Origin of the sequence: Staphylococcus nepalensis, assembly GCF_002442935.1 — a bacterium.
GTDB classification, from domain to species: Bacteria; Bacillota; Bacilli; order Staphylococcales; family Staphylococcaceae; genus Staphylococcus; species Staphylococcus nepalensis.
This window is the reverse complement of sequence record NZ_CP017466.1, coordinates 661,105-685,402: the sequence shown is the minus strand read 5'-3', so window position 1 is coordinate 685,402 and position 24,298 is coordinate 661,105. Positions and strand designations below refer to the sequence as shown.

Sequence of the window (24,298 nt, the reverse complement as noted above, 5' to 3'; positions counted from 1 at the left end):
TAAATTATACGTAGTAAAACATGTTATTAAGACTACAATAAGGTGGAATTAGAATGGTGCAGAAGAAATTGGGAGAGAAGGATTTAAATTTACCAAATTATTATAACAATAGAGAATTAAGCTGGTTGGACTTTAACTATAGAGTGTTACAAGAAGCAGAAGATAAAAACAATCCATTATTAGAGCAACTTAAATTCATTTCTATATTTAGTTCCAATTTAGATGAATTTTTTATGGTTCGTGTAGCTGGTTTACAAGACCAAGTTAAAATGGGATATGATAAACCAGAGAATAAAGCACAATTAACGCCTAAAGAACAGCTCGAACAAATAAAGATTAAAAATACAAAATATGTAGATTTACAATATAAATGTTATAAAGCGTTAACTGAAAATTTAAAACAACACCGTGTTGAAATAACACGTCCTGAATTATTACCTGAGTCATTATTGTCGCAATTAGAACACGAATTTAAAACAGGTATCTTACCTACATTAACACCATTAGGTATTGATGCTTACCATCCTTTCCCAAAACTTAATAATAAAAGTTTAAACATATTTGTAGATATCGACACAGAAGAAGCAATCAATTCAGCTATTGTACAAATTCCTTCATTAATCCCACGATTTTATACGTTAAATCAAGGGCAAACTCAATACGTTTTAATGTTGGAAGATATCATTATATTTTATATTCATCTTTTGTTTACTGGCTACGAGGTATTAAACACCTTTACATTTAGGATCACACGTAATGCAGACTTAACCATTCATGAAGATGGTGCCGAGGATTTATTAATTGAAATAGAACGCTTTTTAAAAGAGCGAAAACGCGGTACCGCAGTGCGTTTAGAGGTAGATGGACGACACGCAACGCATGAAGACATCCTCTGGATTATGAACCAACTGGAAGTTTATGACAACGATGTCTATTTTGTAGACGGTCCTTTGGATTTAACTATGTTGTTTGGGCTAGTTGATTACTTATCTAATCGGTTAAAGCATTTAACTTATAACAAATATGTACCACAACCACCTCAATCATTAGAAAGTGAAGATATATTTGATTTATCTTTAAAACGGGATATTTTCTTTCATCACCCCTATGAATCATTTGAACCAATTGTAGACTTTATTCGTGAAGCTGCAAATGATCCTAGTACAATTGCCATCAAACAAACACTGTATCGTGTAAGTAAAGATTCTCCTATTATCAATAGTTTAAAGACAGCTGCTGAAAATGGTAAACAAGTGACAGTGCTTGTTGAATTAAAAGCACGCTTTGATGAAGAAAATAATGTTCAATGGGCTAAAATGTTAGAAGACGCAGGGTGTCATGTCATTTATGGCATGACTTATTTAAAAACACACAGTAAAATTTCGCTCGTAGTGAAACGTACTAATAATCAACTTACCTCGTTTGTACATTTAGGTACTGGAAACTACAATGACAAAACTGCAAAATTATATACAGATATGGGTATCATCACAACAAACAAAGCAATAGCAGAAGATGCCATCAACTTCTTTAATTACCTGAGCGGCTATACACTTAAACCTGAATATAATAAGCTCATTGTTGCACCATATGATATACGTGATGTATTTTTAGCTCGAATCGATAATGAAATTAAACTTCACCTTGAACATGGTAATGGGAAAATTATGATGAAGATGAACTCTTTAACAGATAAAGATATTATTCTTAAACTATTTGAAGCCTCACGTGCTGGTGTTCAAGTTCAATTAATTATTCGTGGTATATGTTGCTTAAAACCTGGTATACCAGGAATCAGCGACAACATAGAGGTCGTAAGTATCGTTGGCCGTTTTCTTGAGCATTCGCGCATATATTACTTTCATAACAACGGAGATGAACAAATTTATCTCTCTTCAGCTGATGCAATGACACGTAATATGATTAAACGCGTAGAAATATTGTTCCCGGTAGAAGATAAAGCCATCGCAAAACGTTTATTAGACTATATGAATTTACAATTATCAGATAACCAAAAAGGTCGTTATCAAGACCAACAAGGGCATTATCATTACATTCATAACAATTTGTCACCATTAAATTCTCAAGCCTATCTAATGAAAGAAGCTATCACATTTGGCCAAAAATTGAAGGAAGCTTCAACCCGCCCTGAAGCATCTCCCATACAATCTAAAAATAGATGGTTTTCTAAATTAAAAGACACTTTTAAACGCTGAGTGTACTTGTAATCATGCTTAAAATTAACTTTACCTATAACCAAAAAGCGCCTGAGACATAAATTAACGTCTGAGGCGTTTTTATAATCTTAATACTCAATGACAAATTAAATTTCATCCATCAGACACCATCCATGAAATATGACATTTTCATTATGACATGCTCTTTGCTATTCAACCTCATATATGTCGTTATACATTTTGGTTTTAAACCCATTTCAATTGTTAATCTTTGTTATAATGAATGCATATAATTTCCTATACGAGGTGGTTTGTCCATGATAGAACTTAAAAAATTAAAAGCGCATTTTCCATTAATAAATGAAATGCAACACTATAACCCTATATTTTGGAAAAATCCAAATTTCCGTAAAAATGCAACATTTCCTTTTACATTGAATGACATAGAAGATGCAGCAGCAAGATTAGAACGTTTTAGCAGTTATATTCGTAAAGTTTTTCCTGAAACCGAAAAAGATAATGGCATCATCGAATCTCCACTAAAAGCAATCCCTTTCATGCAACAAGCATTAACTAAATCTGAACATCTCGAACAAAGTGGTAAATTATGGCTTAAATGCGATAGTCATCTTGCTATATCAGGTTCTATTAAAGCGAGAGGTGGCATATATGAAGTTCTTAAATTAGCTGAAACAATTGCTATACAAGATGGTAGTTTAAAACAATCTGATGATTATCAAGTTTTAGCAGAGCCCTATTTTAAGGATCTCTTTAACCAATATACGGTTGCCGTGGGTTCAACTGGCAATCTCGGTTTAAGTATTGGTATGATGAGCGCCCAGTTTGGTTTTCAAGTAACCGTGCATATGTCTAGTGATGCGCGTCAATGGAAGAAAGACTTACTCCGCTCCCATGGTGTTGAAGTGGTAGAGCATCAATCTGATTATCAATATGCGGTAGCTGAAGGAAGAAAAGCTGCAGAAAGTGAACCTACATGCCATTTTGTTGATGATGAAGGTTCTGCTGATTTATTTTTAGGCTACACAGTCGCTGCATTACGATTAAAAACACAACTCAGTAATGAAGGGATACAAGTAGATGCAGAGCATCCCCTTTTTGTATACTTACCCTGTGGTGTTGGCGGTGGCCCTGGTGGTGTCGCTTTTGGTTTGAACCAAGTATTTGGTGAGCATGTATATTGTCTATTCGCTGAACCAACACATGCGCCTTGTATGACTTTAGGCATGATGACACAATATCATGACCAAATAGCTGTCACAGATATTGGTTTAGATGGACAGACAGATGCAGATGGCCTTGCAGTCTCGAGACCTTCTACACTGGTTGGTGAAATTATGAACACATTATTATATGGTGCTTATACAATAGAAGATCAACAAATGTATCGCTATTTATATATGCTTAGTGAAAAGGAACAAATATTTATTGAACCATCTGCAGCTGCAGGCTTCGCAGGAATAAAGGAAGTATTAAATCATGCAGATAGCCATAAAATTAACCTAGCTAACGCTAACCATATCGTTTGGGCGACAGGAGGGAATATGGTACCTAAAGAAGAAATGCTCAAATACGTAGAACAAGGAAAGCAATAATATCATATAAACAGAAACTGTAAAGCATCCTTTTAAAATGCTAACCCTTATACAAGCGCCTTAGTGCTTGTATTTCTTTTCCCTATTCTTCCTTATTGAGTCGGGTAGCGAAATCATTTTATAAAATACGATTTCTACCCTAATCCTTCTTAACTTTATGATCTAAAAACAATATACCAACTATCCTTCTAAATAAATGGTAACAATTATTTTCTGAATATTTATTGAATTCTAAATTTAACTGTGTTAAAGTATGTTTTATCAATTCACTTTAGTTCGGTAGAGAAACAAAGTACTCAATAAAGGATGGTCATTATATTATGAATACGCAAACACTTATTACTAATAAAGAATATGAATTAGATTTTTTAAAACACTTTCAGCAAGCAGGTTTTAGTCTTGTTGATTTTAGTTTTATAGAATCTTTATCTTGGCAATCACTTACTTCTGATGATTTACAACAAATGACTGAGCGTAGTTTTTGGCAACATGACCATCATATTTTTGCGTTACGCAATGATTTTACCGATCAATTACTACGTTACTATAGTAACTATCAACCGCAACAACAATGCGTTGCCTATGCTGGACCAATTGTCAGAAATAATGAAGTTTATACTCAGTTGGGTATTGAACATTACAACCCAACTGTTAATGATATGCAAAACGACTTTAAAACATTTTACCAATATATTAAATATACATTGAACGATGATATTGATTTCGTCATCTTAGGTCATTATCAATTAATTGATTTATTATTATCTTCTAAAGCTCAAACACAACGTATTTTAAACCTTGTACAAGAGCGTAATATTTCAGAGTTATCAGCTCAATTAGGTCTTGCTCACCCTGTGGTTCAATTATTAACTACTAAAACAACTGAGCAGCTCGATCTATTAGGTCAATTGTTTCCCAATGATCACCGTACCATTCAATCATTACGTCGTTGGGAACAATGGTTTAAATCACAAGGCATTACAGAAATTCATTTAGATATCACACCTCAGCCGCCGCGCTCTTATTACAAAGGCGCTTTTATGAGATGTCATTTAAAAAACAACAAAACAAAACGACTCACAGGTGGATTTTATAAAGGCCCGTTAGAAGGTTTTGGTTTAGGATTTATACTTTAACAAAGGAGAGAATGTCATGCTTACTGTCGCATTAGCAAAGGGGAGACTACTTAAAAGTTTTATTAAGTATTTAAATGAGGTTGAAGAACCAAACATCGCGCGTGCACTGGAACAAAGAGAACGCCAATTATTAATAACTGTAAATGAAATACAATTCATTTTAGTAAAAGGTAGTGATGTACCGATTTATGTAGAACAAGGTGTAGCAGATATCGGTATTGTCGGAAGCGATATATTAGAGGAAGGCAATTATGTTATTAATAATTTGCTTGATTTACCGTTTGGTGAGTGTCATTTCGCACTAGCGGCTAAACCAGAGACACATACATTTAATAAAGTTGCGACTTCATTTACACAAACGACACGTCAGTATTTTGAAGCACAAGGTCTAGATGTAGAACTTGTTAAGCTATCTGGTTCAATCGAATTAGCATGTTTAGTCGATATGGTAGATGGTATAGTTGATATCGTTCAAACAGGCACCACTTTAAAATCAAATGGTTTAGTCGAAAAAGATCAGATTAAAAATGTTAATGCAAAATTGATTACAAATAAAGCATCATACTTTAAAAAATCATCTGAAATCGATGATTTAATTAAAACATTGGAGGTGTCTCTCATTGATTACAAATAAATCAACATTTTTAAATAACTATTTAAATCAATCATCATTAAATGAAGATTTATATCCCATTGTTAAGTCCATTTGTGACAACGTTAAGCAACAAGGCGATGAAGCATTAAAACATTATAATCAACAATTAGATCATGTAGATACGCCCCAATTAGAAATTCCAAAAGATAACTTAAAAAAAGCCTATAACCGTATTGATGCATCACTACGTGAAGCACTTGAACATAGCCACGCAAGAATCAAAGCGTATCAAACCTCAATTAAATATGATCATCAACAAACATCTTCTGAATGTTATGAGTTATATCATCCTTTAGAACGGGTTGGTGTCTACGTTCCAGGTGGGAAAGCCAGCTATCCTTCTACCGTATTAATGACTGTAACGCTTGCAAAAGTTGCCGGCGTGAGCAATATCGTAGTCGTAACGCCACCACAACCCGAAGGCTTACCTGATGTTGTACTTGCTTCATGTTATATTGCTGGGGTTGATCAAGTTTATCAAGTAGGAGGTGCTCAAAGTATTGCTGCGCTTGCTTATGGCACAGAAACTATTCCCAAGGTAGATAAAATTGTCGGCCCTGGAAATCAATATGTTGCTTACGCTAAAAAGTATTTATTTGGTCAAGTCGGTATAGATCAAATTGCTGGCCCAAGTGAGATTGCGCTAATCATTGATCATACAGCTGATTTAGATGCCATCACTTATGATGTTTTTGCGCAAGCAGAGCATGATGAACTGGCTAGAACATTTGTTATCAGTGAAGATGAAGTATTATTACACCAATTAGAAGATAAAATTCAACAAACCCTATCACAAATTGAACGTCAACCCATCGTTGCAGCAAGTTTGGCACATAACCATTTTTTAATTGCAGTAGACGATTTCGCAGAAGCATGCGATTTGATGAATCAAATTGCTCCAGAACACGCTTCTATTCAAACTAAACAACCACACGATTATTTAAATCATGTGAAATATGTAGGCGCACTTTTCTTAGGTCATTATTCTCCTGAAGTGATTGGCGACTATGTTGCTGGTCCAAGTCACGTGCTGCCTACGAATCAAACGGCACGTTTTACAAATGGATTATCTGTAAATGATTTCTTAACACGTCATTCTGTCATAGATTTATCCCAACAGACATTTAATGATATCGAACAATCAGCACGTAGGTTAGCGAACGTTGAGCACTTGTATAACCACGAACAATCAATTGAAACACGAACAGCAAAGGAGACGCACAATGATCAGAATTAACAAAAATGAAAGCCCACTCAAACCATTATCTAATGAACAGCTTGCAACAATTATTCAACAGGCGGCATTTAATCTTTACCCCGATGATGAATATGAACGCTTTAAACAAGCTTACGCTGAGTACCATCAAATATTACCGGATCAAGTCATCGCTGGTAATGGATCTGACGAACTAATTCAAAAATTGATGTTAATCATGCCAGAAGGCCCAGCGTTAACATTGAACCCTGATTTTTTTATGTACCAAGCATACGCACAACAGGTTGCGCGCCCTATTGAATTTGTATCGTCAAATCCAGATTTAACTTTTGCTCTCGAAGATATTCTTAATCGTATTGAGGAAGTACAACCGTCATTCTTTATTATGAGTAACCCGCATAATCCATCAGGTGTGCAATATAGCACAACTTTTTTAACAGCTATTGCTGACAAGATGCATGCTGTGGGCGGGTATTTTATTATCGATGAAGCTTACTTAGATTTTGGTGAGCCTTATGACATCAAGATGCAACCTCATATCATTCAAATGCGCACGCTCTCTAAAGCATTCGGAATTGCTGGGTTGCGTCTAGGTGTGTTAATTGGTACAACAGACACAATTCAACTCATTCAAAGAATCGAACACCCTTATCCCTTAAATACCATCACACTTCATATTGCAATTTACATGTTTGAACATCAAGCAATGATACGTGATTTTGTAAAACATCAAAGACAACTCGCACATAAACTTAAAGCAATGTTTAATGAATTAGTATCAGATGTAATGGTTGTCTATCCTTCTGCAACTAACTTTGTCTTAACTAAAGGCGCAACTGCACAAAGTTTGGGTAGATATATTAAAGCGCATGGTTACTTACCGAGATTATATGACGAACCAGAAATGGCTGATTATGTACGCTATTCTATTGCAACAGATGAACAATTAGATGAATTATATACGCTTATTAAAAATTGGAGGTCAAACTATGATAGTCAACAAAACACGCAATACAGCTGAAACCCAATTAACGATTTCTCTTGCTGATGACCACCGTGAAAGCCATATAAATACAGGTGTTGGATTTTTAGATCATATGTTGACACTCTTTACATTTCACAGTCAATTATCTATCAAAATAGAAGCAAATGGTGATACACAAGTAGATGACCATCATGTTACAGAAGATATCGGTATTGTACTTGGCCAATTATTATTAGAACTAGTTAAAGAACGAAAATACTTTCAACGCTATGGTGTAAGCTATTTACCAATGGATGAAACACTAGCGCGTACAGTAATAGATATTAGCGGTCGGCCTTACTTGTCTTTTAACGCGCAATTGAGCAAAGAGAAGGTAGGCACATTTGATACTGAACTTGTAGAAGAATTTTTCAGAGCATTAGTAATCAATTCACGTCTAACAACACACATTGATTTGCTACGTGGTGGTAACACGCATCATGAAATCGAAAGCATTTTTAAATCATTTGCGCGTGCGTTAAAAGATGCATTAACACCAATCGATATTAAGGTTACACCCTCTTCTAAGGGCGTGATTGAATGATTGCCATTATTGACTACGGTTTAGGTAATATTAAAAATATACAACGTGCGATAACACATTTAGGCTATGAAACGAAATTAACAGATAAAAAGGAAACTATTATAGCAGCAGATATCATTATCTTGCCTGGCGTAGGTCACTTTAAAGATGCTATGCAAGCTATTGAATATCGTGGTTTGAAAACTATTTTACAATCTATAACAGACAAGCCCATTATCGGTATTTGTCTAGGTATGCAGCTGCTATTTGAGCATAGTGATGAAGGTCATGTGAACGGGTTACAACTTTTCCCAGGAAATATTATACCTATCCATACAGCTTATCCAGTACCCCATTTGGGTTGGAATAATTTAATTAGCAACCGTAACCTTTTAACACAAGACGTCTATTTTGTACACTCATACCAAGCTGAAATGTCTGAACACGTGATTGCTTATGCAGATTATGGCGCATTAATTCCGGCAGTCGTCCAATATAAAAATTATATCGGCATCCAATTCCATCCAGAAAAAAGTGGCGAAGGTGGTTTGGCTATACTTAACCAAGCTTTGAAAGGCGGTTTCTTAAATGATTAAAATTTGGCCAGCAATTGATTTAATCAATGCAACAAGTGTAAGGCTAACAGAAGGAAAATATGATTCAGAAGAAAGAATGACACGTAGCGCTGAAGAAAGCATTACTTTTTACAATCAATTTAACTGTGTCAATCGTATTCACATCGTTGATTTAATCGGCGCAAAGCAACAAACCTCAATTGAAAAAAACTACATTAAACACCTAAGAACCTTAACAAATAAACCTATGGAAGTCGGTGGTGGAATCCGTAGTCATGAAACTATAGATGCCTACCTAGCTGATGGCATTGACTATTGTATTATAGGGACTAAAGGCATTCAAGATATGGATTGGTTAACTGAAATGGCTCATGAATATCCAAACCAACTGTATCTTTCGGTAGACGCTTATCATCGTGAAGTGAAAATAAATGGTTGGGAACAAGATGCACAATTGGATTTATTTGATTTAGTTAAACAAATTGAGTCGCTGCCCTTAGGCGGTATCATTTATACCGATATTTCTAAAGACGGCCGCTTATCCGGGCCCAATTTTGAAATAACTGCTCAACTCGTAAAAGCAACTCAAAAACCTGTTATCGCTTCTGGTGGTATTCGTCATCAACAAGATTTAACACAATTAGAAAATGCTGGTGTCTATGCTGCAATCGTTGGTAAGTCCGCGCATAACGCTGATTTTTGGGAGGGGTTATCATGATTAAAAAAAGAATTATACCCTGTTTAGATGTTAAAGATGGGCGTGTTGTCAAAGGCATACAATTTAAAGGCTTACGCGATATTGGTAATCCTGTTGATTACGCACTTTATTACAATGAGCAAGGCGCGGATGAGTTAGTCTTTTTAGACATATCTCGTACGGAAGCCGGACACGGGCTCATGCTAGATGTAATTGAAGAAACTGCTGAAAAACTTTTCATCCCGTTGACTGTCGGTGGCGGTATATCCACAATCGATGACATTTCTCAATTGTTAAACCATGGTGCTGATAAAGTCTCTCTCAACTCGAGTGCATTAAATCACCCTAACTTTATTAAGCAAGCTAGTGAAAAATTTGGTAGCCAATGTATATGTATAGCAATTGATAGTAACTTTGACAGTGAGTTAAATGATTATTTTTGTTATACACATGGTGGAAAAAAACGTACAGACAAACGTGTGTATGATTGGGTTCAAGAAGTCGAGTCACTAGGTGCTGGAGAGCTTTTAATTACCAGTATGACGCATGATGGTATGAAACAAGGCTTTGATGTCAAACACTTACATGAAATTGAGCAACTTGTTAATATCCCCATTATTGCTTCAGGCGGCGGTGGAACACCAAAACATTTTGTTGACTTGTTTAAACAAACTAATGTATCAGCAGGACTAGCTGCTAGTATACTACATGATAAAGAAACGACGGTAGATGAAATCAAACAAACAATGGCACAAGGAGGTATCCCAATTAGATGACTCAACAACCAGATTTTAGTAAAGGGCTTATACCCGCAATATTACAAGATGTCAATACGAAACAAGTACTGATGCTTGGATATATGAATGAAGCAGCTTATAACAAAACAGTCACTCATGGATTAGTTTGTTTTTATTCTCGTTCTAAAGAGCGCTTATGGACTAAAGGTGAAGCATCTGGCCATACACAAGTTGTGCAAGATATTCATTTAGACTGTGATCAAGACACTTTACTAATTGATGTAATACCAAATGGCCCCACTTGTCATACTGGTAGTCAAAGCTGTTTCAATACTGATGTACCGTTTTATATACAACAATTAGAAGATGCCGTGAGCGATAGCGCAGCATCTCATAAAGAAAATTCGTATACGCAATATTTGTTAAACGAAGGTTTGGAAAAAATAACTAAAAAATTTGGTGAAGAAGCATTTGAAGTTGTCATCGGTGCGATGAAATCTGATCACCAAGAAGTGACAAACGAAACTGCCGATTTAATGTACCACCTTTTCGTACTATTACATGCTTTAAATATAGAATTTAAAGATGTTGAAGCGGTGCTTGCACAACGGCATCAAGTACCAAATAACTTTAAAGGAGAACGTTCAGATATTAAAGATTGGTAATTCAATTACTTTGAATATATCTTTATTGAACATAAAAGCAGGAGTGATTTTGTGAATTTCACGCAATCACTCCTGCTTTATTTTATCGATATAAATACAAGTTTTTAAATAATCATTATGACTTCATAAGTTCTTTTTTAAATAATTCTGCTTGTTTTTCGACAGAAATCAAGTCTGCATAAATAGCTTCGTCCATTGGATAAAAAATGACATTATCATTTTTTACAGCTTTATTGTTATGCCATATATCAGAGTTTACAAAGTTATTATTCGGTTTTTGGCCATCTTCAGTTGGTACTAATAAATAATCACCTGAGTATTCATTGAATTTTTCTTTTGGCACTTTCATGTATTTTTCTTTTGGCATCACTTCTTTAGCTTCAGGATCTTCTTTTAAGCCAAACCCTTCGTATATTGCTTCACTACCCCGCCCAAACCTGGGACCGAATTGGTAAATATCTTTAGCTTGGATATCCATAATTGAAAATGTTTTATCTTCACCGATATGTGATTGGATTGCTTTACCATCTTCCGCTAATTTTTTCGAAAGCTTGTCGGCTTGTTTTTTAGCTTTTGCTTCTTGATTGACTAACTTCCCTATTTCGATATGTGTATCTTTGTAATCCATATTTTGAACTTTAAGTGGCACAGTTGGTGCTATTTTCGATAACTTTTTATTATTTTTATTTTCTTTATATGTAATGATTAAATCTGGTTTCAATTTGGCTGCCGCTTCAACGTCCTCTGGGTCAATCTTTTTAATTTTATCCATATTTAAATATTTAGAATCAGGAAAAACACTCGTTATCGCAATAGGTTTAACACCTAATTTTTTAAAATTGCCATAATTGGCAGTTAATACTAATACCCTTTTAGGGTTTTTTGGTATTTTAACTTTACTACCATCATCCGTAGTATAGGATTTTGTACCTTTGTCCTCTTTAGAATTGGACTTACTTGAATCATCCCCGTTGCCGCATGCTGCTAAAAATAATATTAAACATAACATTGTAATTAAAATTCTTTTCAAAATAATGACCTCTTTCATAATATATTACTTTCATTATAATTGAAAACGATTATCAATATCAACTTAATTATTATTATTTTTAAAATAATAGTTATGTAATAATTTCATGTTTATTATATAGACGTTATTTAGTAAATTAACTTTTCATATTATGATACTTAACATAAATCACTGAAATAAAAATCTTTCACCAATTCACTATAATGTACAGCTATATAATATATTACCGCAATACAATAAGCGTAGGCATGTAATTGCATTATTATACTACTGTCTAGTAAAGAGGCTATATCTCATATACATATTTCAAATTAGGCATTTACAGCATATAACAAAAATTCAGGCTAAGACATTTAATTAATGTCCTAGCCTAGTTTAATTTCATCTGTTATTATGTTTTTTATCTCTTATTAAAAGTAAATAACTTTAAACTACAGTTCCAATATCATTAAATCTTCATCGTAATAAATAGTACCATCGTATAGCGCTTTAGGTTCTACACCATATTTGCTAAAACCTAATTTTTTATACAATGAAATAGCAGCGTTATTTTCCGAAAGTACTGATAAGTTTATCGTTTTAATTAAACCTTGTTCAGTCACAACATCAATTATTTTTTGAATTAATTGTTGCGTGATGCCTAACTTTCTATAATTTGGGTCACAGTAAACCCCGACTAAATTACCTTTATGCTTAATTTTATTTAAGGTTTCGCTATAAAAAGTTGCAAAACAAACCAATTTTCCGCCATCAAACGCACCTATCGTAAAATGGGTAGAAGTACAAACTAACCTTTTTTTAAAATTTTCAATGGGGAAATTAATTTCTCGTTGATACGTTGATGCAAACCCTCTAGGATCCGTTTGAAGTGATTTCAAACGAAGTGAACGATATGCTTCTACATCATTGATATTAAGATACCTAAAATTCATTGTCTTCCTACTTTCCGTGGACGATATACATGTCTAATTTGCCGAATGATATCCAAAGGCATCAGAAAAATAGCTTAAACTGGCCTAACTGTTATTTCATTTACATTCACATGGCTTGGTTGTTGTAATGCATAAACTACTGCTTCTGCAATATTTTGAGGGTCTAATTTCTTACGTCCTCCCCAATCTGTATCTCCGCTTAAAGGTGTATCCACCATGCCAGGAGATATGCTCGTAACGCGAACGCCTGTTTTAGCTAATTCCTTTTCTAATCCTTGCGTAATCGTATGTACAGCTACTTTTGTAGCACTGTAAATTGTACTCGATTTCGTGACTTCAAAACCAGAAATAGAAGCAATATTAATAATATGTCCACTGGATTGTTGTAAGAAAGTTGGCAAGACTGCATTAATACCATATAAGGTGCCTTTTACGTTTACATCAATCATTGAATCCCACGCGGTTACATCACCTTCAGAAATAGCGGAAGAAAGCATTTGTCCTGCGCTATTAACCAAGATATCTACATGACCAAACTTATCCTTTGCATACTGAACTAAACGCGCTACATCGTTTTGTTGTGTTACGTCGACTGTTAATAAGTCAATATGTGTAGCATTCTCCTTAGAACGAATATGATCAGCAACATCTTTAAGTCGTGTTTCGTTACGTCCAGATAATAATACTTGTACACCCTTATTAGCTAATTCCTCTGCTATACTAGCACCTATACCACTGCTTGCGCCAGTAACGATTGCAACTTTATTTTCTATTTCAACCATTTAATCTTCCTTTCATTTCATTATTATTTATATTACTAAATTACCCTATTCACATGTATTCTACCATGGGTAACCGCTTACAAAAACAAAAATTCATCTTATTAAGAAGCACTTGCTATATTTCATAATTAATTATAAAGTGGGTATATAATACATATCTTAATCATTATTTCATCATATCGTTAAGGAGGGGTTATTATGGACTTTGAAGACAGCATCACACAATTAAGACAATCCATTGATAGAACCAGTTTTAGTTTCCGCTTTGAACAATTATTTGTTAAAGAAGATTGGCTTAAACTATCATTAACTAAACGACAACAATTAGAACGTGAATTCCGCAAGTTTGTAAACGAAAGTGATAAGTTACGCATTCCATACGCTTCAGAAGATCACATTCGAATGCGTATGTATAATGCTGTTTATGACTATAATGAAATCAAACATAACTTTAAAGCTTATGTTTAACATTAAAAACGTTACATGAACTTAAACGACATATAATACAAGAAAAGCCTACATTACTAAATGAACAGTAACATAGGCTTTTCTATTTTTTAAGGGCTCTAAATAAATCATGAAAGATGATACTAGGGAGAAAAATATGCATGAAGTTGAATACAAATCATACGATGAAAGATACGTGTATTCAACTTCAATACTGCTAGATGAATACAGCATATTAATTATTGACTAGTAGCTTTTTTTCTAAACCATAGTTGTATATTTTTTCTGCATCAATATAAGCTATATAATCAATACTTCTGTATCCATCTTTAATATCATTGATAATACCTTGGTTCACACCCGTACGAGTGTAAATTTCATAACTGCTTTCATTTGAAAAAATGACTTCTTCAATTACTTTTCTCATTTAATAATCACTCCGTATTTTTTCTTTCGTTAAGCATTGGTATCTTCTACACTCTTATCATAATCTATAATATTAAGAATTAAAAGGTTTTTGTGATTCATTTCACAAATTTATCACTTTTCATCTTTTTCTCTTTTTTTAGCGACCATTCAGATTGACAATCTTAATTTCCTTAATGCTAAAAATACTTTTGTTAGGTCTTTCATAGGTGTTCATAAAAAATGATTTATGCTTTATCATTTTTTGAACGCATCTGCGGTTATGCTCAGTTCGCACTTATACAATTTATATACAAGTTCTATCTTTTACATTCTAAAGTTTATTTAGACGCCTGAATATGCATTAAATTCGCCATCTACGGGTAAGACAACACCATTAACAAAACTAGAGGCTGGCTTACTTATTAAAAATAATAATGCGCCTATCAATTCATCGGGTTGCCCAAACCTTTTCATAGGTGTTGCGTTCAATATTTTTTGAGAACGCTCTGTATAAGTTCCATCTTTATTTAAGCGTAGTGATTTATTTTGATCTGTTAATAAAAATCCAGGTGCAATCGCATTAACGCTTATATTCGTTTGTGAGAAATAAACACTTAGCCATTGGGTGAAATTACTTACTGCAGTTTTAGCACCACTGTATGCCGGTATTTTAGTTAAAGGGCTAAACGCGTTCAAAGATGAAATGTTAATCATTACTGGGCCTTCTTTATCTATCATATCTTGTGCAAACACTTGTGATGGAATAAATGTACCTATAAAATTTAAATCGAAGATGAAACCTAGAGATTGTTCATCTAAATCAAAAAAATGTTTTCAAATCTTTTTGACTGTTGACATCGTATCGCTCATCGTCTGTGATACCTAGGGGTGGTTCTCCCCAGCGCCATTAATCAAAATATCTATCTTGCCAAATGTATTGTGGACGATTGTCTTAGCTTTTTCTACTGCTTTTTTGTCTATAACATTAGCAACAATGAATATTGCTTTACCTCCCATACCTTCAATGCGTTTGGCTACTGCTTCACCTTTTTCTTGATTCATACCAATGATTAATGATTGCGACATTAGCACCACATTTTGCTAAGGATTTTGATCATTTACTTCCGATAACGTCGGCGCCACTTGTTATCACAACTGTTTTATACGTTAAGTCTACTTTAAATGGTAGCATGTAACAGCCTCCTTATACTTGATTGCTTTTTTGTATTGCTTCATATAAACCATTTAAATATGTTGCACCTAGAGCGCGATCATATAAACCATATCCAGGCTTGCCTATTTCTCCCCAAATCATGCGTCCATGGTCAGGCCGAATGGGCCCTTCATACTCAAAATCATGTAATGCTTTAATAACTTTATACATATCGATTGATCCCTCTTCAGATAAGTGTGCAGACTCTTGGAATGATTTATCTCCAACTAATTTCACATTACGCGCGTGAACGAAATGTACGCGCCCTTTTTTACCAAAATAGGTTAGCATATCTGGAAAATCATTTTTCTTATCTGAACCTAGCGATCCGGAACACATCGTTAAACCATTATGTTTTGAAGGATGTAATTGAATAAAACGTTCTAGATTTGCCTTACTCGTTATAATTCTTGGTAAGCCAAATATATTCCAAGGTGGGTCATCTGGATGAATGGCCATTAATATGTCTTCTTCTTCTGCTACTGGGATTACTTTATTTATAAAATATGCTAAATGTTCCCATAATTTTTCTTCATCTATCACTTTATACGCCTCAAAAAGAGACGCCAAATCTTCTTTAGAATAACTTGAATCCCAACCAGGCAATGATAATTCTCCTTTTAGTGGGTCCATTTTAGCAATGTCATATTCATTATATATCAGTGCTGTAGAACCATCTTCTAACCGATAATCTAATTGAGATCGTGTCCAGTCAAAGACAGGCATAAAATTGTAGCAAACTACTTTGATACCGGCTTTTCCTAGGTTACGTAGGGTTTGACAATAATTTTCAATATATTGATCTCTAGTCGGTTTACCTAATTTAATATCTTCATGTACTGGTACACTTTCTATCACTGAAAGTTCTAAGTCTGCTGATTCAATTTCTTTTTTCAAAGCGCTTATTTTTTCAAATGACCATACATCACCTACTGGAATATCGTAAATCGCACTAACAATACCTCTCACACCTGGGATTTGCTTAATATACTCTAAACTGATTGGATCATCTTTCCCGTACCATCTAAACGTCATTTTCATAACAAATAGCAGCTCCTTTTCAAATTAATTTAAAATAATAATATGCATTGTTGTAACAAATATTTTCTATTAATTTTTTGAGTAACATTGGATCATTTGGAATTTCACCAATTTCTACTAAATTCCCTATAAATGTACATAAGATTCTACGGAAATAATCATGTCTCGAATATGAAATAAAGCTTCTTGAATCTGTTAACATGCCAACAAAGTGCATTAATAACCCTTGATCGGCGAGTGAAGTCATCTGATTTAACATGCCGCGTTTTGTATCATTAAACCACCATCCTGCACCGTGTTGTATCTTACTTTGGATGCCTGGTTCGTTTTGGAAATTTGCAATTGTTGAACCTATAATGTCATTAAACATTGGGTTCAAATTATAAAGTATTGTTTTAGGTAAATGACCTTCGGATGCCATCATATTGAGCAAATGATTTAAATTGAATGCTAAGTTTTGTTGATCACGAATGGAATCAAATCCAGTATCTGGACCTATTTCTTCAAATCCTTGACTATTATTATTTCGTATTGCGCCAAAATGTATCTGCATAACCCATTCTCTTTCGGCGTAAAATTTACTTAATTCGTTTAATAAAAAGGTTTGGAATTGGGCATTTTCGTACGATGTTACAATTTCCCCTACTTGACCTTTTTTAAATATGTCTTGAATTTCCTGTTCAGTGTAAGGTTGATATTCTAATGTATTCAGTCCATGATCTGCTAGTCGTCCGCCTTTACTATGAAAATATACTATCCTTTGCTCCAATGCATCTATAAATGTTGAAACATCACGAATGGGTTGTGTCAATGCGCTCAATGTGTCAATAAATGTGACAAATGCTTTTTCACCTATTTTAAAAGCAACATCTGGTCTAAAGGCAGGTAATACTGTTGTCTTAAATTTTGTTTGAGCTTTGATTTCATCATGGTACGCTAAATCATCTGTAGGATTATCCGTTGTACAAATTAATTGTACATTAGACTGTGTAATTAATGTTTGTGTCGTCACGTGGTTTTCTTTTAAATATTGGTTCACTTCATCATAAATACGGTCAGCATTTGCTTCGTTTAAAACTTCATGTACATTAAAATACATTGCAAGTTCTAAATGAGACCAATGGTATAATGGGTTCGCTACAGCATTTTCTAACGTTTGTGCCCATTTTCTAAACTTTTCTCTGGGGTGTGCATCGCCTGTAATATAGTATTCATTAATGCCTTGAGCTCTCATGGCTCTCCATTTATAATGGTCTCCACCTAACCATAATTCTGTAATATTATCGAAGTGTCTGTTATCGCTAATTTGCTTAGGATCTAAATGACAATGGTAATCATAAATAGGCATATCTTTAGCATAATTTTAATACAATGATTTTGCTGTCTCATTGTGCAACATAAATGTTTCAGTGATAAATGATGTCATAGTATTTTTATTTCCTTTCATTTCATTAAATTTCTTCTCTTAAAGCGAGTTCTTTAACAATTTGTTTGTGACGTTTATCTGTTAATGGATAGCCAAACAGGAATATAAGTAATGCAATTAAACATCCTACGCCAGGCACACCAAAAAATAATATTTTAAGACCAGTTAACGTTTCCGCTGATTGGGCAACATTCGGTTGATATCCTATCATTGTCAGTGCAACACCTGGAATAAACCCAGCTAACGCTTGCGAAATCTTACGTGTGAAACTATAGCTTGAATATGTAATCCCTTCAGAACGAATGCCAGATTTCCATTGTCCATACTCTACAACATCGGCAATGAAAGCCCATGTCACTGTGTTAGGAATCACGAGAAAGAATGAAGAGATTGTGTTTACAATTAAGAAAGTAGTAAGATGACCCCCAAAGTATATAAAATTCAAAAACTCACAAATTACAAACCCACCGATACCTATAATAGCGGTCATCTTTTTACCAACGCTTTTACTTAACAATGTTGTTAAAAATAACGCTGGTATTAAAACAATAAAATTCAAAGTACTAACTAATCCTACTAAATTAGGTGCGTCCATCACATACTGGAAGTAATACAATTGAGATGACTGTTTCAAAAACATCGCCATAATCGTTAATAATGTATAAATTGCCAAGATTGCAAAGGCACCGTTGTTCAAAACACTCAAGAAAGCTTTTTTCCCTAATCCTTTTTGTTTCGGTCTTTGAATGACGTGTCTTTCCTTAACATTTTTATAACAAATTAAATGCAAAATAACGCCAACTACTGCCAGTATTGCTACTGCTACAGGATAACCAATCGCGTGGTTTGGAAATTGATTAACTAAAGGAATTACCACAATGCCAGCAACAAACAATGCAGCTTGTGAACCTAAATTTCTATATACAGATAGTTGCGTTCTATCTTCTGAATTAACTGTCATGGATGCTGAAAGTGAACCATAAGGTATATTCACGCAAGAATACGCTGCGTTAAATAACATATACGTAGCAAATGCCCAAATGACTTTTCCAGTTTGATCTAAATGAGGTGAAATAAATGATAAAACTGTACAAATTGCTAGAGGCACTGTTCCATAAAGTATAAAGGGCCTGAATTTACCGCGTTTGCCGATATTGGTTCTAGAATCTATATAAGTGCCTACACCTGTATCTACAAAAGCATCAAATATTTTAGACACTAGGAAAACCAATCCTCCATAGAATGCAGATATCCCTAATATATCTGTAAAAAATTTTAATAAATAAATTTGCCCCATATCGAACATCATACCGTTCCCTAGATCTCCCAAACCGTATGATAGTTTTTCTTTAAATTTCAGTTTGGGTGTAGCTATGTTTTCAAGTCTACTTTGAGTTGAATGTGCTTGCTCGGATGTTTTAGAAACCATAACCTATCTCTCCCTAATCGTTTAATATCGTGGTTGCCTATTATTGTTCATGTCATGCGATTAAAAACACTTTAGTTATAAACTGTCACACTATGTTTATAAAACATAGATGCATATCTCATTGGATTCACATTTCTATACCAAACCCTTTCATTCTTATATAAATCGTTTCCTCAAATCTACTGATCTCGTACAAATTTCAATTGCTAAACCAAACATATCATGGGTATATATCATCTTTTTTCTTAGAAAAGTAATTAATGTAAACGTTTTCTAATAGTGCTAAAATTTTTTCTACTCTATATGCAAACTCATTTTTGTTTCGTTCACCCTTTAACAATCTCCAATTGAAACGATAATGTTAACAACCGACAGCACATCAATATTTTTTAATTTATGTACATTTACTATCTGTATGACTGTCTACTGGGTTGTTTACAAAACACACGTTAATGATAATTCTGACTGTCGCAAATCACCTAGAGACTAGATTTATATTTGTATTACTCATATCAAATAAGACTACTCGTTCTATTTTGAATAAGTGATAGCTTAGCGTTCGTACTATGATTTGGAATGTGATGACGCGCATGCTACTTATGTCGTATTGATTGAAATTTCTGTACAAATTCACGTGTTTGGGCCACAATGATATCTTCTTCGCCTTCTTTAACATTTCGGGTTAAAGCACTACCAATACCGATTGCAAAGGCGCCATTATTATACCACTGTTCCATATTTTCTAACGAAATACCACCGGACGGCATCATTTTCGCTTGTGGTAACGGACCGTGGACATCTCTTATAAATTTAGCCCCTAGTAGGTTACCAGGGAACAATTTAACGACTTCAACACCATGTTGAAGTGCGTTTGTAATTTCTGTTACTGAACTACACCCAGGTAAATAAGGAATTTGGTATAAATGACATATATGAGCTACTTGTACATCGAAATGTGGGCTAACAACGTAACGCGCACCATTCATAATGGCTATACGTGCTGTTACTGCGTCTAATACTGTACCTGCACCAATAACAACTTCTTTGTTAAACTTCTTTGTTAATGCTTTAATAGCCAATTCTGCATAAGGTGTTGTAAACGTTATTTCTATATTCAGAATACCACCTTCAATTATTTTTTCGCTTTTTAATATTGCGTCTTCACTGGAATTCCCTCGGACAACTGCAACCAGATAATTATCGTTCATTTGTTGTAAAATACGTGTCTTTTCCATGCTGCTGCTCCTCTTCGTTTTATTTACATCGCTCAATTTAATTATATTTTTTATCTAATTCTAGTCAATTACTATAGTATGTATACATAACTTTGCTTCATTTATTTCAATACGCATTCGCTCGCCATAATAACTTGAAAAGTGTTGATAGTACTATATATTTGTATATTTTTTCACAATGCATAGTTAAACAATATTTTCTTAAATAAATGTTGTTTCCTACAACCTATATGGCGACTATTTTTGGTATATTCGATGTATTTTATAAATAAAATGACTTTTTTTATAAAAAAATGTCATAAACTGACAACTTTGTGAATTTAATCACTATTTCCCGAGGAAATGGCTAGTTTTTTTTAAATATGCGTGCTAACTTTAACAGTATAAAGAAAGCGCTTTATTATATTTTAACCTTCACAGCGAATTGTCGTTTCACACTTGAAGCAAACCATTATTAATTCATTTCTTTGAGTATGTAACATACATAGCTTATCTATTATTCAATGAATATAAAGAAAGTGCGTGTCTATATCTTTAATTAAATAATCATAATGATTGTAATTTTATTTGAGAGGAACATTTAAAATGATTGATTCTTTACCGAACTACCAACCTAAGTTCAAAAAACTAATTTGTGTTGATTCAGACGGATGCGCTATTGATTCTATGACAATAAAACACGAGCGTGCATTCGGCCCTGCACTTGTTGCAGAATGGCAGTTAGAAAATATCCAGTCTGAACTATTAAAACGATGGAATGATTTAAATTTATATGAAATCACTAGAGGTATTAATCGTTTTAGAGGATTAGAACGTATGTTAAGTGAACTTGTTGAACAAGGTATAAACATTGAGGGATACAAAGATATTAAGCATTGGGTCCAAACAACACATGCCTTCTCTAATCCTGCATTGGAAGAAGCGATACAAGCGAATCCTAACCAAATCGGATTAAAAAAAGCACTCTCTTGGTCGCATAACGTCAACGCTATAATCAAAACATTACCAAGCATAGGCCCGTTTAAATATGTACAGGAATCGTTGCAAAGTGCTTCAACTTTTGCTGATATCGCAATCGTATCGTCTGCAAATTTATCAGCAGTAGAATATGAATGGGAAACTTACAAGCTTACGCCCTATTTAAGCGGTATGTTTGCACAAGAAGCAGGCACAAAAGAATACTGTTTAGCACAATTAAAGCAGCATTATAATTTAGAAGACATCATTATGTTAGGAGATGCTAAAGGCGATTTAGAAGCAGCTCAATCACATAATATGTACTTTTATCCGATACTTGCAGGCCATGAAAACCAATCTTGGCTCGATTTCAACAATAAATATCTAAAATTATTTAAAGAAGGTAAGTTCAACCAAGAGATACAAGAAGCATTAAAAGATTTATTTTTCAATAATTTTGAAGGAGAGGAATAAATTATGGTTAAAGTAGATTTAACAGCAGCACCATATTATTTAAATACGGATCAGATAACATGGGTGGAAGAAACACTTAACAATTTAACAGATGAAGAAAAAATAGGTCAGCTATTTTTTAATTTATTTTCATTAGAAGGTGGAAAAAAGTTCTACGACGCCGACTTAACTAACGAAGATGTGCTTAAACGCTACCATATTGGAGGCGCACGTTATGAAGGTGGCAATAAAGAAGATGTGCAACACTTACTTAATGACTTACAAAAGCATACAAAAGTGCCCGTACTTGTAGCAGCAAACTGTGATTCAGGTGGTAATGGGGCATGTAAAGACGGTACCTACATAGCAAGTGCTGCACAATGTGAAGCAGCACAAGATACAAAAGTTGCCTATAACGCTGGCCTAGTATCGGCACGTGAATCTTCTGCATTAGGAGTGCACATTAACTTCGATCCTTGTGTTGATATTCTAAAAAATTGGCGTAATACGATTGTTAATACACGTTCATATGGCACAGATGCTGAAACAGTGATTAAATATTCAAGCGCATTTATAGACGGTTTTAACGCTGAACGTAACATGATCACGTGTATTAAGCACTTCCCAGGTGACGGTACAGAAGAACGTGATCAACACTTAGTGCTTGGCGTAAATGAATTAACAACACAAGAATGGGATGATAGCTTCCGTAAAGTTTATCAACATCATATCGATCGTGGTGTACAAATGATTATGGCTGGTCATATCGCACAACCTGCCTATTCGAAAAAATTAAACCCTAATCTTGAAGATAAAGATATCTTACCTGCAACGCTTTCTTCTGAGCTCATCACTGACTTATTAAAAGATGACATGAAATTTAATGGTTTAGTCGTTACCGATGCAAGTCACATGCTCGGTATGACCGCTTCCATGCGCCGTGAAGATTACGTCCCATTAGCAATTGCTTCCGGTTGTGATATGTTCTTATTTTTTAATGATTTAGAAGAAGATTATCAATTCATGCTTAAAGGCTATGAGAAAGGCGTTATTACTGAAGAACGGTTAAATGACGCAGTACGACGCGTACTAGGGTTAAAAGCACAGTTGAGCCTTCATAAAAAACAAAAAGATGGTTCAATTATTCAACCTAAAGAAGCGTTGGATATCATCGGTTGTACGGAACATTTGGAAATGCGTGCAGAAGCTGCAGATCTAGGTATTACGCTTGTAAAAAATACTTTAAACCAATTACCTATCCGTCCTGAAACGCATAAAAATATTATGCTTTATGTCATTGAAGGTGAAAAAGACGGCATTTACAAATCTGCTAACAACGTAGCAGACGATATTATTAAAGAACTTGAATCTCGAGGGTTCAACGTCACATTAAATGACGGTTCCACACGTATTAAAGGCAAAACGCTAGCATACCGCAACAACGTAGATGCAGCTTTAGTATTTGCAAATATTATTGGCTATGCAGCAGAAAACAACTACCGTATCAAGTGGGGCACTGCCATGAGTAATGAAATTCCATGGTACGTACATGAAGTGCCAACTGTGTTTGTTTCAACTAATTTCACTACACATCTACACGATGCAACAATGGTTAAGGCATATATTAACGCATACCATTCAAATCATGAAACAATCAAACAAACTATTGATAAAATCATGGGCGAGAGCGAATTCAAAGGCGCCTATAACGACTTAGTATGGACAGACAAATGGCAAGCAAAATTATAACCCATTATACCTGTTATCATGAAAAAATAAAATTATCAAAAAATAATAATCCTTTCAGAGTACACACAATAAGTGAAAACTTTGAAGGGATTGTTTCATCTTAATTTTAGTTATATTATATATTTCACAATTTCATTAAATAAAAACCACCTCCAATTTTACGGCTAATAACAAAATT

Annotated in this window: 21 protein-coding genes and 2 pseudogenes; 14 read left to right on the top strand and 9 right to left on the bottom strand. The window is 34.2% G+C overall.

What is annotated here, in order from left to right:
• The first annotated feature begins 56 nt into the window (after nucleotides 1-56).
• The 11 genes from BJG89_RS02925 to hisIE all read left to right on the top strand — a co-directional run bounded on the left by BJG89_RS02925 (nucleotide 57) and on the right by hisIE (nucleotide 11,018).
• Nucleotides 57-2,216 carry an RNA degradosome polyphosphate kinase gene (locus tag BJG89_RS02925; protein WP_198401697.1) on the top strand — a complete coding sequence of 720 codons (2,160 nt, stop codon included), beginning with the start codon at nucleotides 57-59 and terminating at the stop codon, nucleotides 2,214-2,216.
• Nucleotides 2,217-2,494: 278 nt separating this feature from the next.
• Nucleotides 2,495-3,790 carry a D-serine ammonia-lyase gene (locus BJG89_RS02920; RefSeq protein ID WP_096808469.1) on the top strand — a complete coding sequence of 432 codons (1,296 nt, stop codon included), beginning with the start codon at nucleotides 2,495-2,497 and terminating at the stop codon, nucleotides 3,788-3,790.
• Between the two features lie 320 nt (nucleotides 3,791-4,110).
• Entirely contained in the window at nucleotides 4,111-4,926 is an 816-nt protein-coding gene (locus BJG89_RS02915; protein ID WP_096808468.1) for an ATP phosphoribosyltransferase regulatory subunit, read from the top strand.
• Nucleotides 4,927-4,942: 16 nt separating this feature from the next.
• Nucleotides 4,943-5,560, top strand: a complete 618-nt coding sequence (gene hisG / locus BJG89_RS02910) for an ATP phosphoribosyltransferase (protein WP_096808467.1) — start codon at nucleotides 4,943-4,945, stop codon at nucleotides 5,558-5,560.
• A complete protein-coding gene (gene hisD, locus BJG89_RS02905) occupies nucleotides 5,550-6,818 on the top strand; it encodes a histidinol dehydrogenase (protein WP_390173762.1) in 1,269 nt (422 codons plus the stop codon). The genes hisG and hisD overlap by 11 nt, the downstream gene beginning before the upstream one ends.
• Entirely contained in the window at nucleotides 6,805-7,818 is a 1,014-nt protein-coding gene (locus BJG89_RS02900; protein ID WP_096808465.1) for a pyridoxal phosphate-dependent aminotransferase, read from the top strand. The genes hisD and BJG89_RS02900 overlap by 14 nt, the downstream gene beginning before the upstream one ends.
• Nucleotides 7,787-8,365 (top strand): imidazoleglycerol-phosphate dehydratase HisB, encoded by a 579-nt coding sequence (gene hisB / locus BJG89_RS02895; RefSeq protein ID WP_096808464.1) that lies wholly within the window; start codon nucleotides 7,787-7,789, stop codon nucleotides 8,363-8,365. The genes BJG89_RS02900 and hisB overlap by 32 nt, the downstream gene beginning before the upstream one ends.
• Entirely contained in the window at nucleotides 8,362-8,940 is a 579-nt protein-coding gene (hisH, locus tag BJG89_RS02890) for an imidazole glycerol phosphate synthase subunit HisH (protein ID WP_096808463.1), read from the top strand. The genes hisB and hisH overlap by 4 nt, the downstream gene beginning before the upstream one ends.
• Nucleotides 8,933-9,637, top strand: a complete 705-nt coding sequence (hisA, locus tag BJG89_RS02885) for a 1-(5-phosphoribosyl)-5-((5-phosphoribosylamino)methylideneamino)imidazole-4-carboxamide isomerase (RefSeq protein ID WP_096808462.1) — start codon at nucleotides 8,933-8,935, stop codon at nucleotides 9,635-9,637. Before hisH ends, hisA begins: the two co-directional genes overlap by 8 nt.
• Complete coding sequence (hisF, locus tag BJG89_RS02880) at nucleotides 9,634-10,392, top strand: imidazole glycerol phosphate synthase subunit HisF (protein ID WP_096808461.1); 759 nt, start codon at nucleotides 9,634-9,636, stop codon at nucleotides 10,390-10,392. Before hisA ends, hisF begins: the two co-directional genes overlap by 4 nt.
• Complete coding sequence (gene hisIE, locus BJG89_RS02875; protein WP_096808460.1) at nucleotides 10,389-11,018, top strand: bifunctional phosphoribosyl-AMP cyclohydrolase/phosphoribosyl-ATP diphosphatase HisIE; 630 nt, start codon at nucleotides 10,389-10,391, stop codon at nucleotides 11,016-11,018. The genes hisF and hisIE overlap by 4 nt, the downstream gene beginning before the upstream one ends.
• Nucleotides 11,019-11,133: 115 nt before the next feature.
• On the opposite strand, the gene BJG89_RS02870 is transcribed toward hisIE, so the two are convergent.
• The 3 genes from BJG89_RS02870 to BJG89_RS02860 all read right to left on the bottom strand — a co-directional run bounded on the left by BJG89_RS02870 (nucleotide 11,134) and on the right by BJG89_RS02860 (nucleotide 13,762).
• On the bottom strand, nucleotides 11,134-12,048 hold the full coding sequence (locus BJG89_RS02870; protein ID WP_096808459.1) for an ABC transporter substrate-binding protein: 915 nt from the start codon (nucleotides 12,046-12,048) through the stop codon (nucleotides 11,134-11,136).
• A gap of 431 nt (nucleotides 12,049-12,479) precedes the next feature.
• The gene (locus tag BJG89_RS02865; RefSeq protein ID WP_096808458.1) at nucleotides 12,480-12,980 is read right to left on the bottom strand and encodes a GNAT family N-acetyltransferase; all 501 of its coding nucleotides are present in this window, start codon (nucleotides 12,978-12,980) and stop codon (nucleotides 12,480-12,482) included.
• Nucleotides 12,981-13,054: 74 nt separating this feature from the next.
• The gene (locus BJG89_RS02860) at nucleotides 13,055-13,762 is read right to left on the bottom strand and encodes an SDR family oxidoreductase (RefSeq protein ID WP_096808457.1); all 708 of its coding nucleotides are present in this window, start codon (nucleotides 13,760-13,762) and stop codon (nucleotides 13,055-13,057) included.
• A gap of 198 nt (nucleotides 13,763-13,960) precedes the next feature.
• On the opposite strand from BJG89_RS02860, the gene BJG89_RS02855 reads away from it, so the two are divergent.
• Nucleotides 13,961-14,230: a DUF1413 domain-containing protein gene (locus tag BJG89_RS02855; RefSeq protein ID WP_096808456.1), complete on the top strand. Its 270-nt coding sequence runs from the start codon at nucleotides 13,961-13,963 to the stop codon at nucleotides 14,228-14,230.
• Nucleotides 14,231-14,444: 214 nt separating this feature from the next.
• Here the strand turns inward: BJG89_RS02855 and BJG89_RS02850 are convergent, their stop codons facing one another.
• The 6 genes and pseudogenes from BJG89_RS02850 to BJG89_RS02825 form a co-directional block, all read right to left on the bottom strand.
• Nucleotides 14,445-14,636, bottom strand: coding sequence for a hypothetical protein (locus BJG89_RS02850; protein WP_096808455.1), 192 nt, complete (start codon nucleotides 14,634-14,636; stop codon nucleotides 14,445-14,447).
• 323 nt (nucleotides 14,637-14,959) lie between these two features.
• Nucleotides 14,960-15,634 (bottom strand): annotated as a pseudogene (locus BJG89_RS02845) (SDR family NAD(P)-dependent oxidoreductase).
• Nucleotides 15,635-15,821: 187 nt separating this feature from the next.
• The gene (gene uxuA / locus BJG89_RS02840; protein WP_096808454.1) at nucleotides 15,822-16,871 is read right to left on the bottom strand and encodes a mannonate dehydratase; all 1,050 of its coding nucleotides are present in this window, start codon (nucleotides 16,869-16,871) and stop codon (nucleotides 15,822-15,824) included.
• Nucleotides 16,872-16,890: 19 nt separating this feature from the next.
• Nucleotides 16,891-18,297, bottom strand: a pseudogene (uxaC, locus tag BJG89_RS02835) (glucuronate isomerase).
• Nucleotides 18,298-18,322: 25 nt separating this feature from the next.
• Entirely contained in the window at nucleotides 18,323-19,726 is a 1,404-nt protein-coding gene (locus BJG89_RS02830) for an MFS transporter (RefSeq protein WP_096808453.1), read from the bottom strand.
• Nucleotides 19,727-20,319: 593 nt separating this feature from the next.
• Nucleotides 20,320-20,961: a bifunctional 2-keto-4-hydroxyglutarate aldolase/2-keto-3-deoxy-6-phosphogluconate aldolase gene (locus BJG89_RS02825; protein WP_096808452.1), complete on the bottom strand. Its 642-nt coding sequence runs from the start codon at nucleotides 20,959-20,961 to the stop codon at nucleotides 20,320-20,322.
• 585 nt (nucleotides 20,962-21,546) lie between these two features.
• On the opposite strand from BJG89_RS02825, the gene BJG89_RS02820 reads away from it, so the two are divergent.
• Nucleotides 21,547-22,392 (top strand): HAD hydrolase-like protein, encoded by an 846-nt coding sequence (locus BJG89_RS02820; protein ID WP_096808451.1) that lies wholly within the window; start codon nucleotides 21,547-21,549, stop codon nucleotides 22,390-22,392.
• A 3-nt stretch (nucleotides 22,393-22,395) separates the two neighbouring features.
• Nucleotides 22,396-24,120, top strand: coding sequence for a glycoside hydrolase family 3 protein (locus tag BJG89_RS02815; protein WP_096808450.1), 1,725 nt, complete (start codon nucleotides 22,396-22,398; stop codon nucleotides 24,118-24,120).
• The last annotated feature ends 178 nt before the right edge of the window (nucleotides 24,121-24,298 follow it).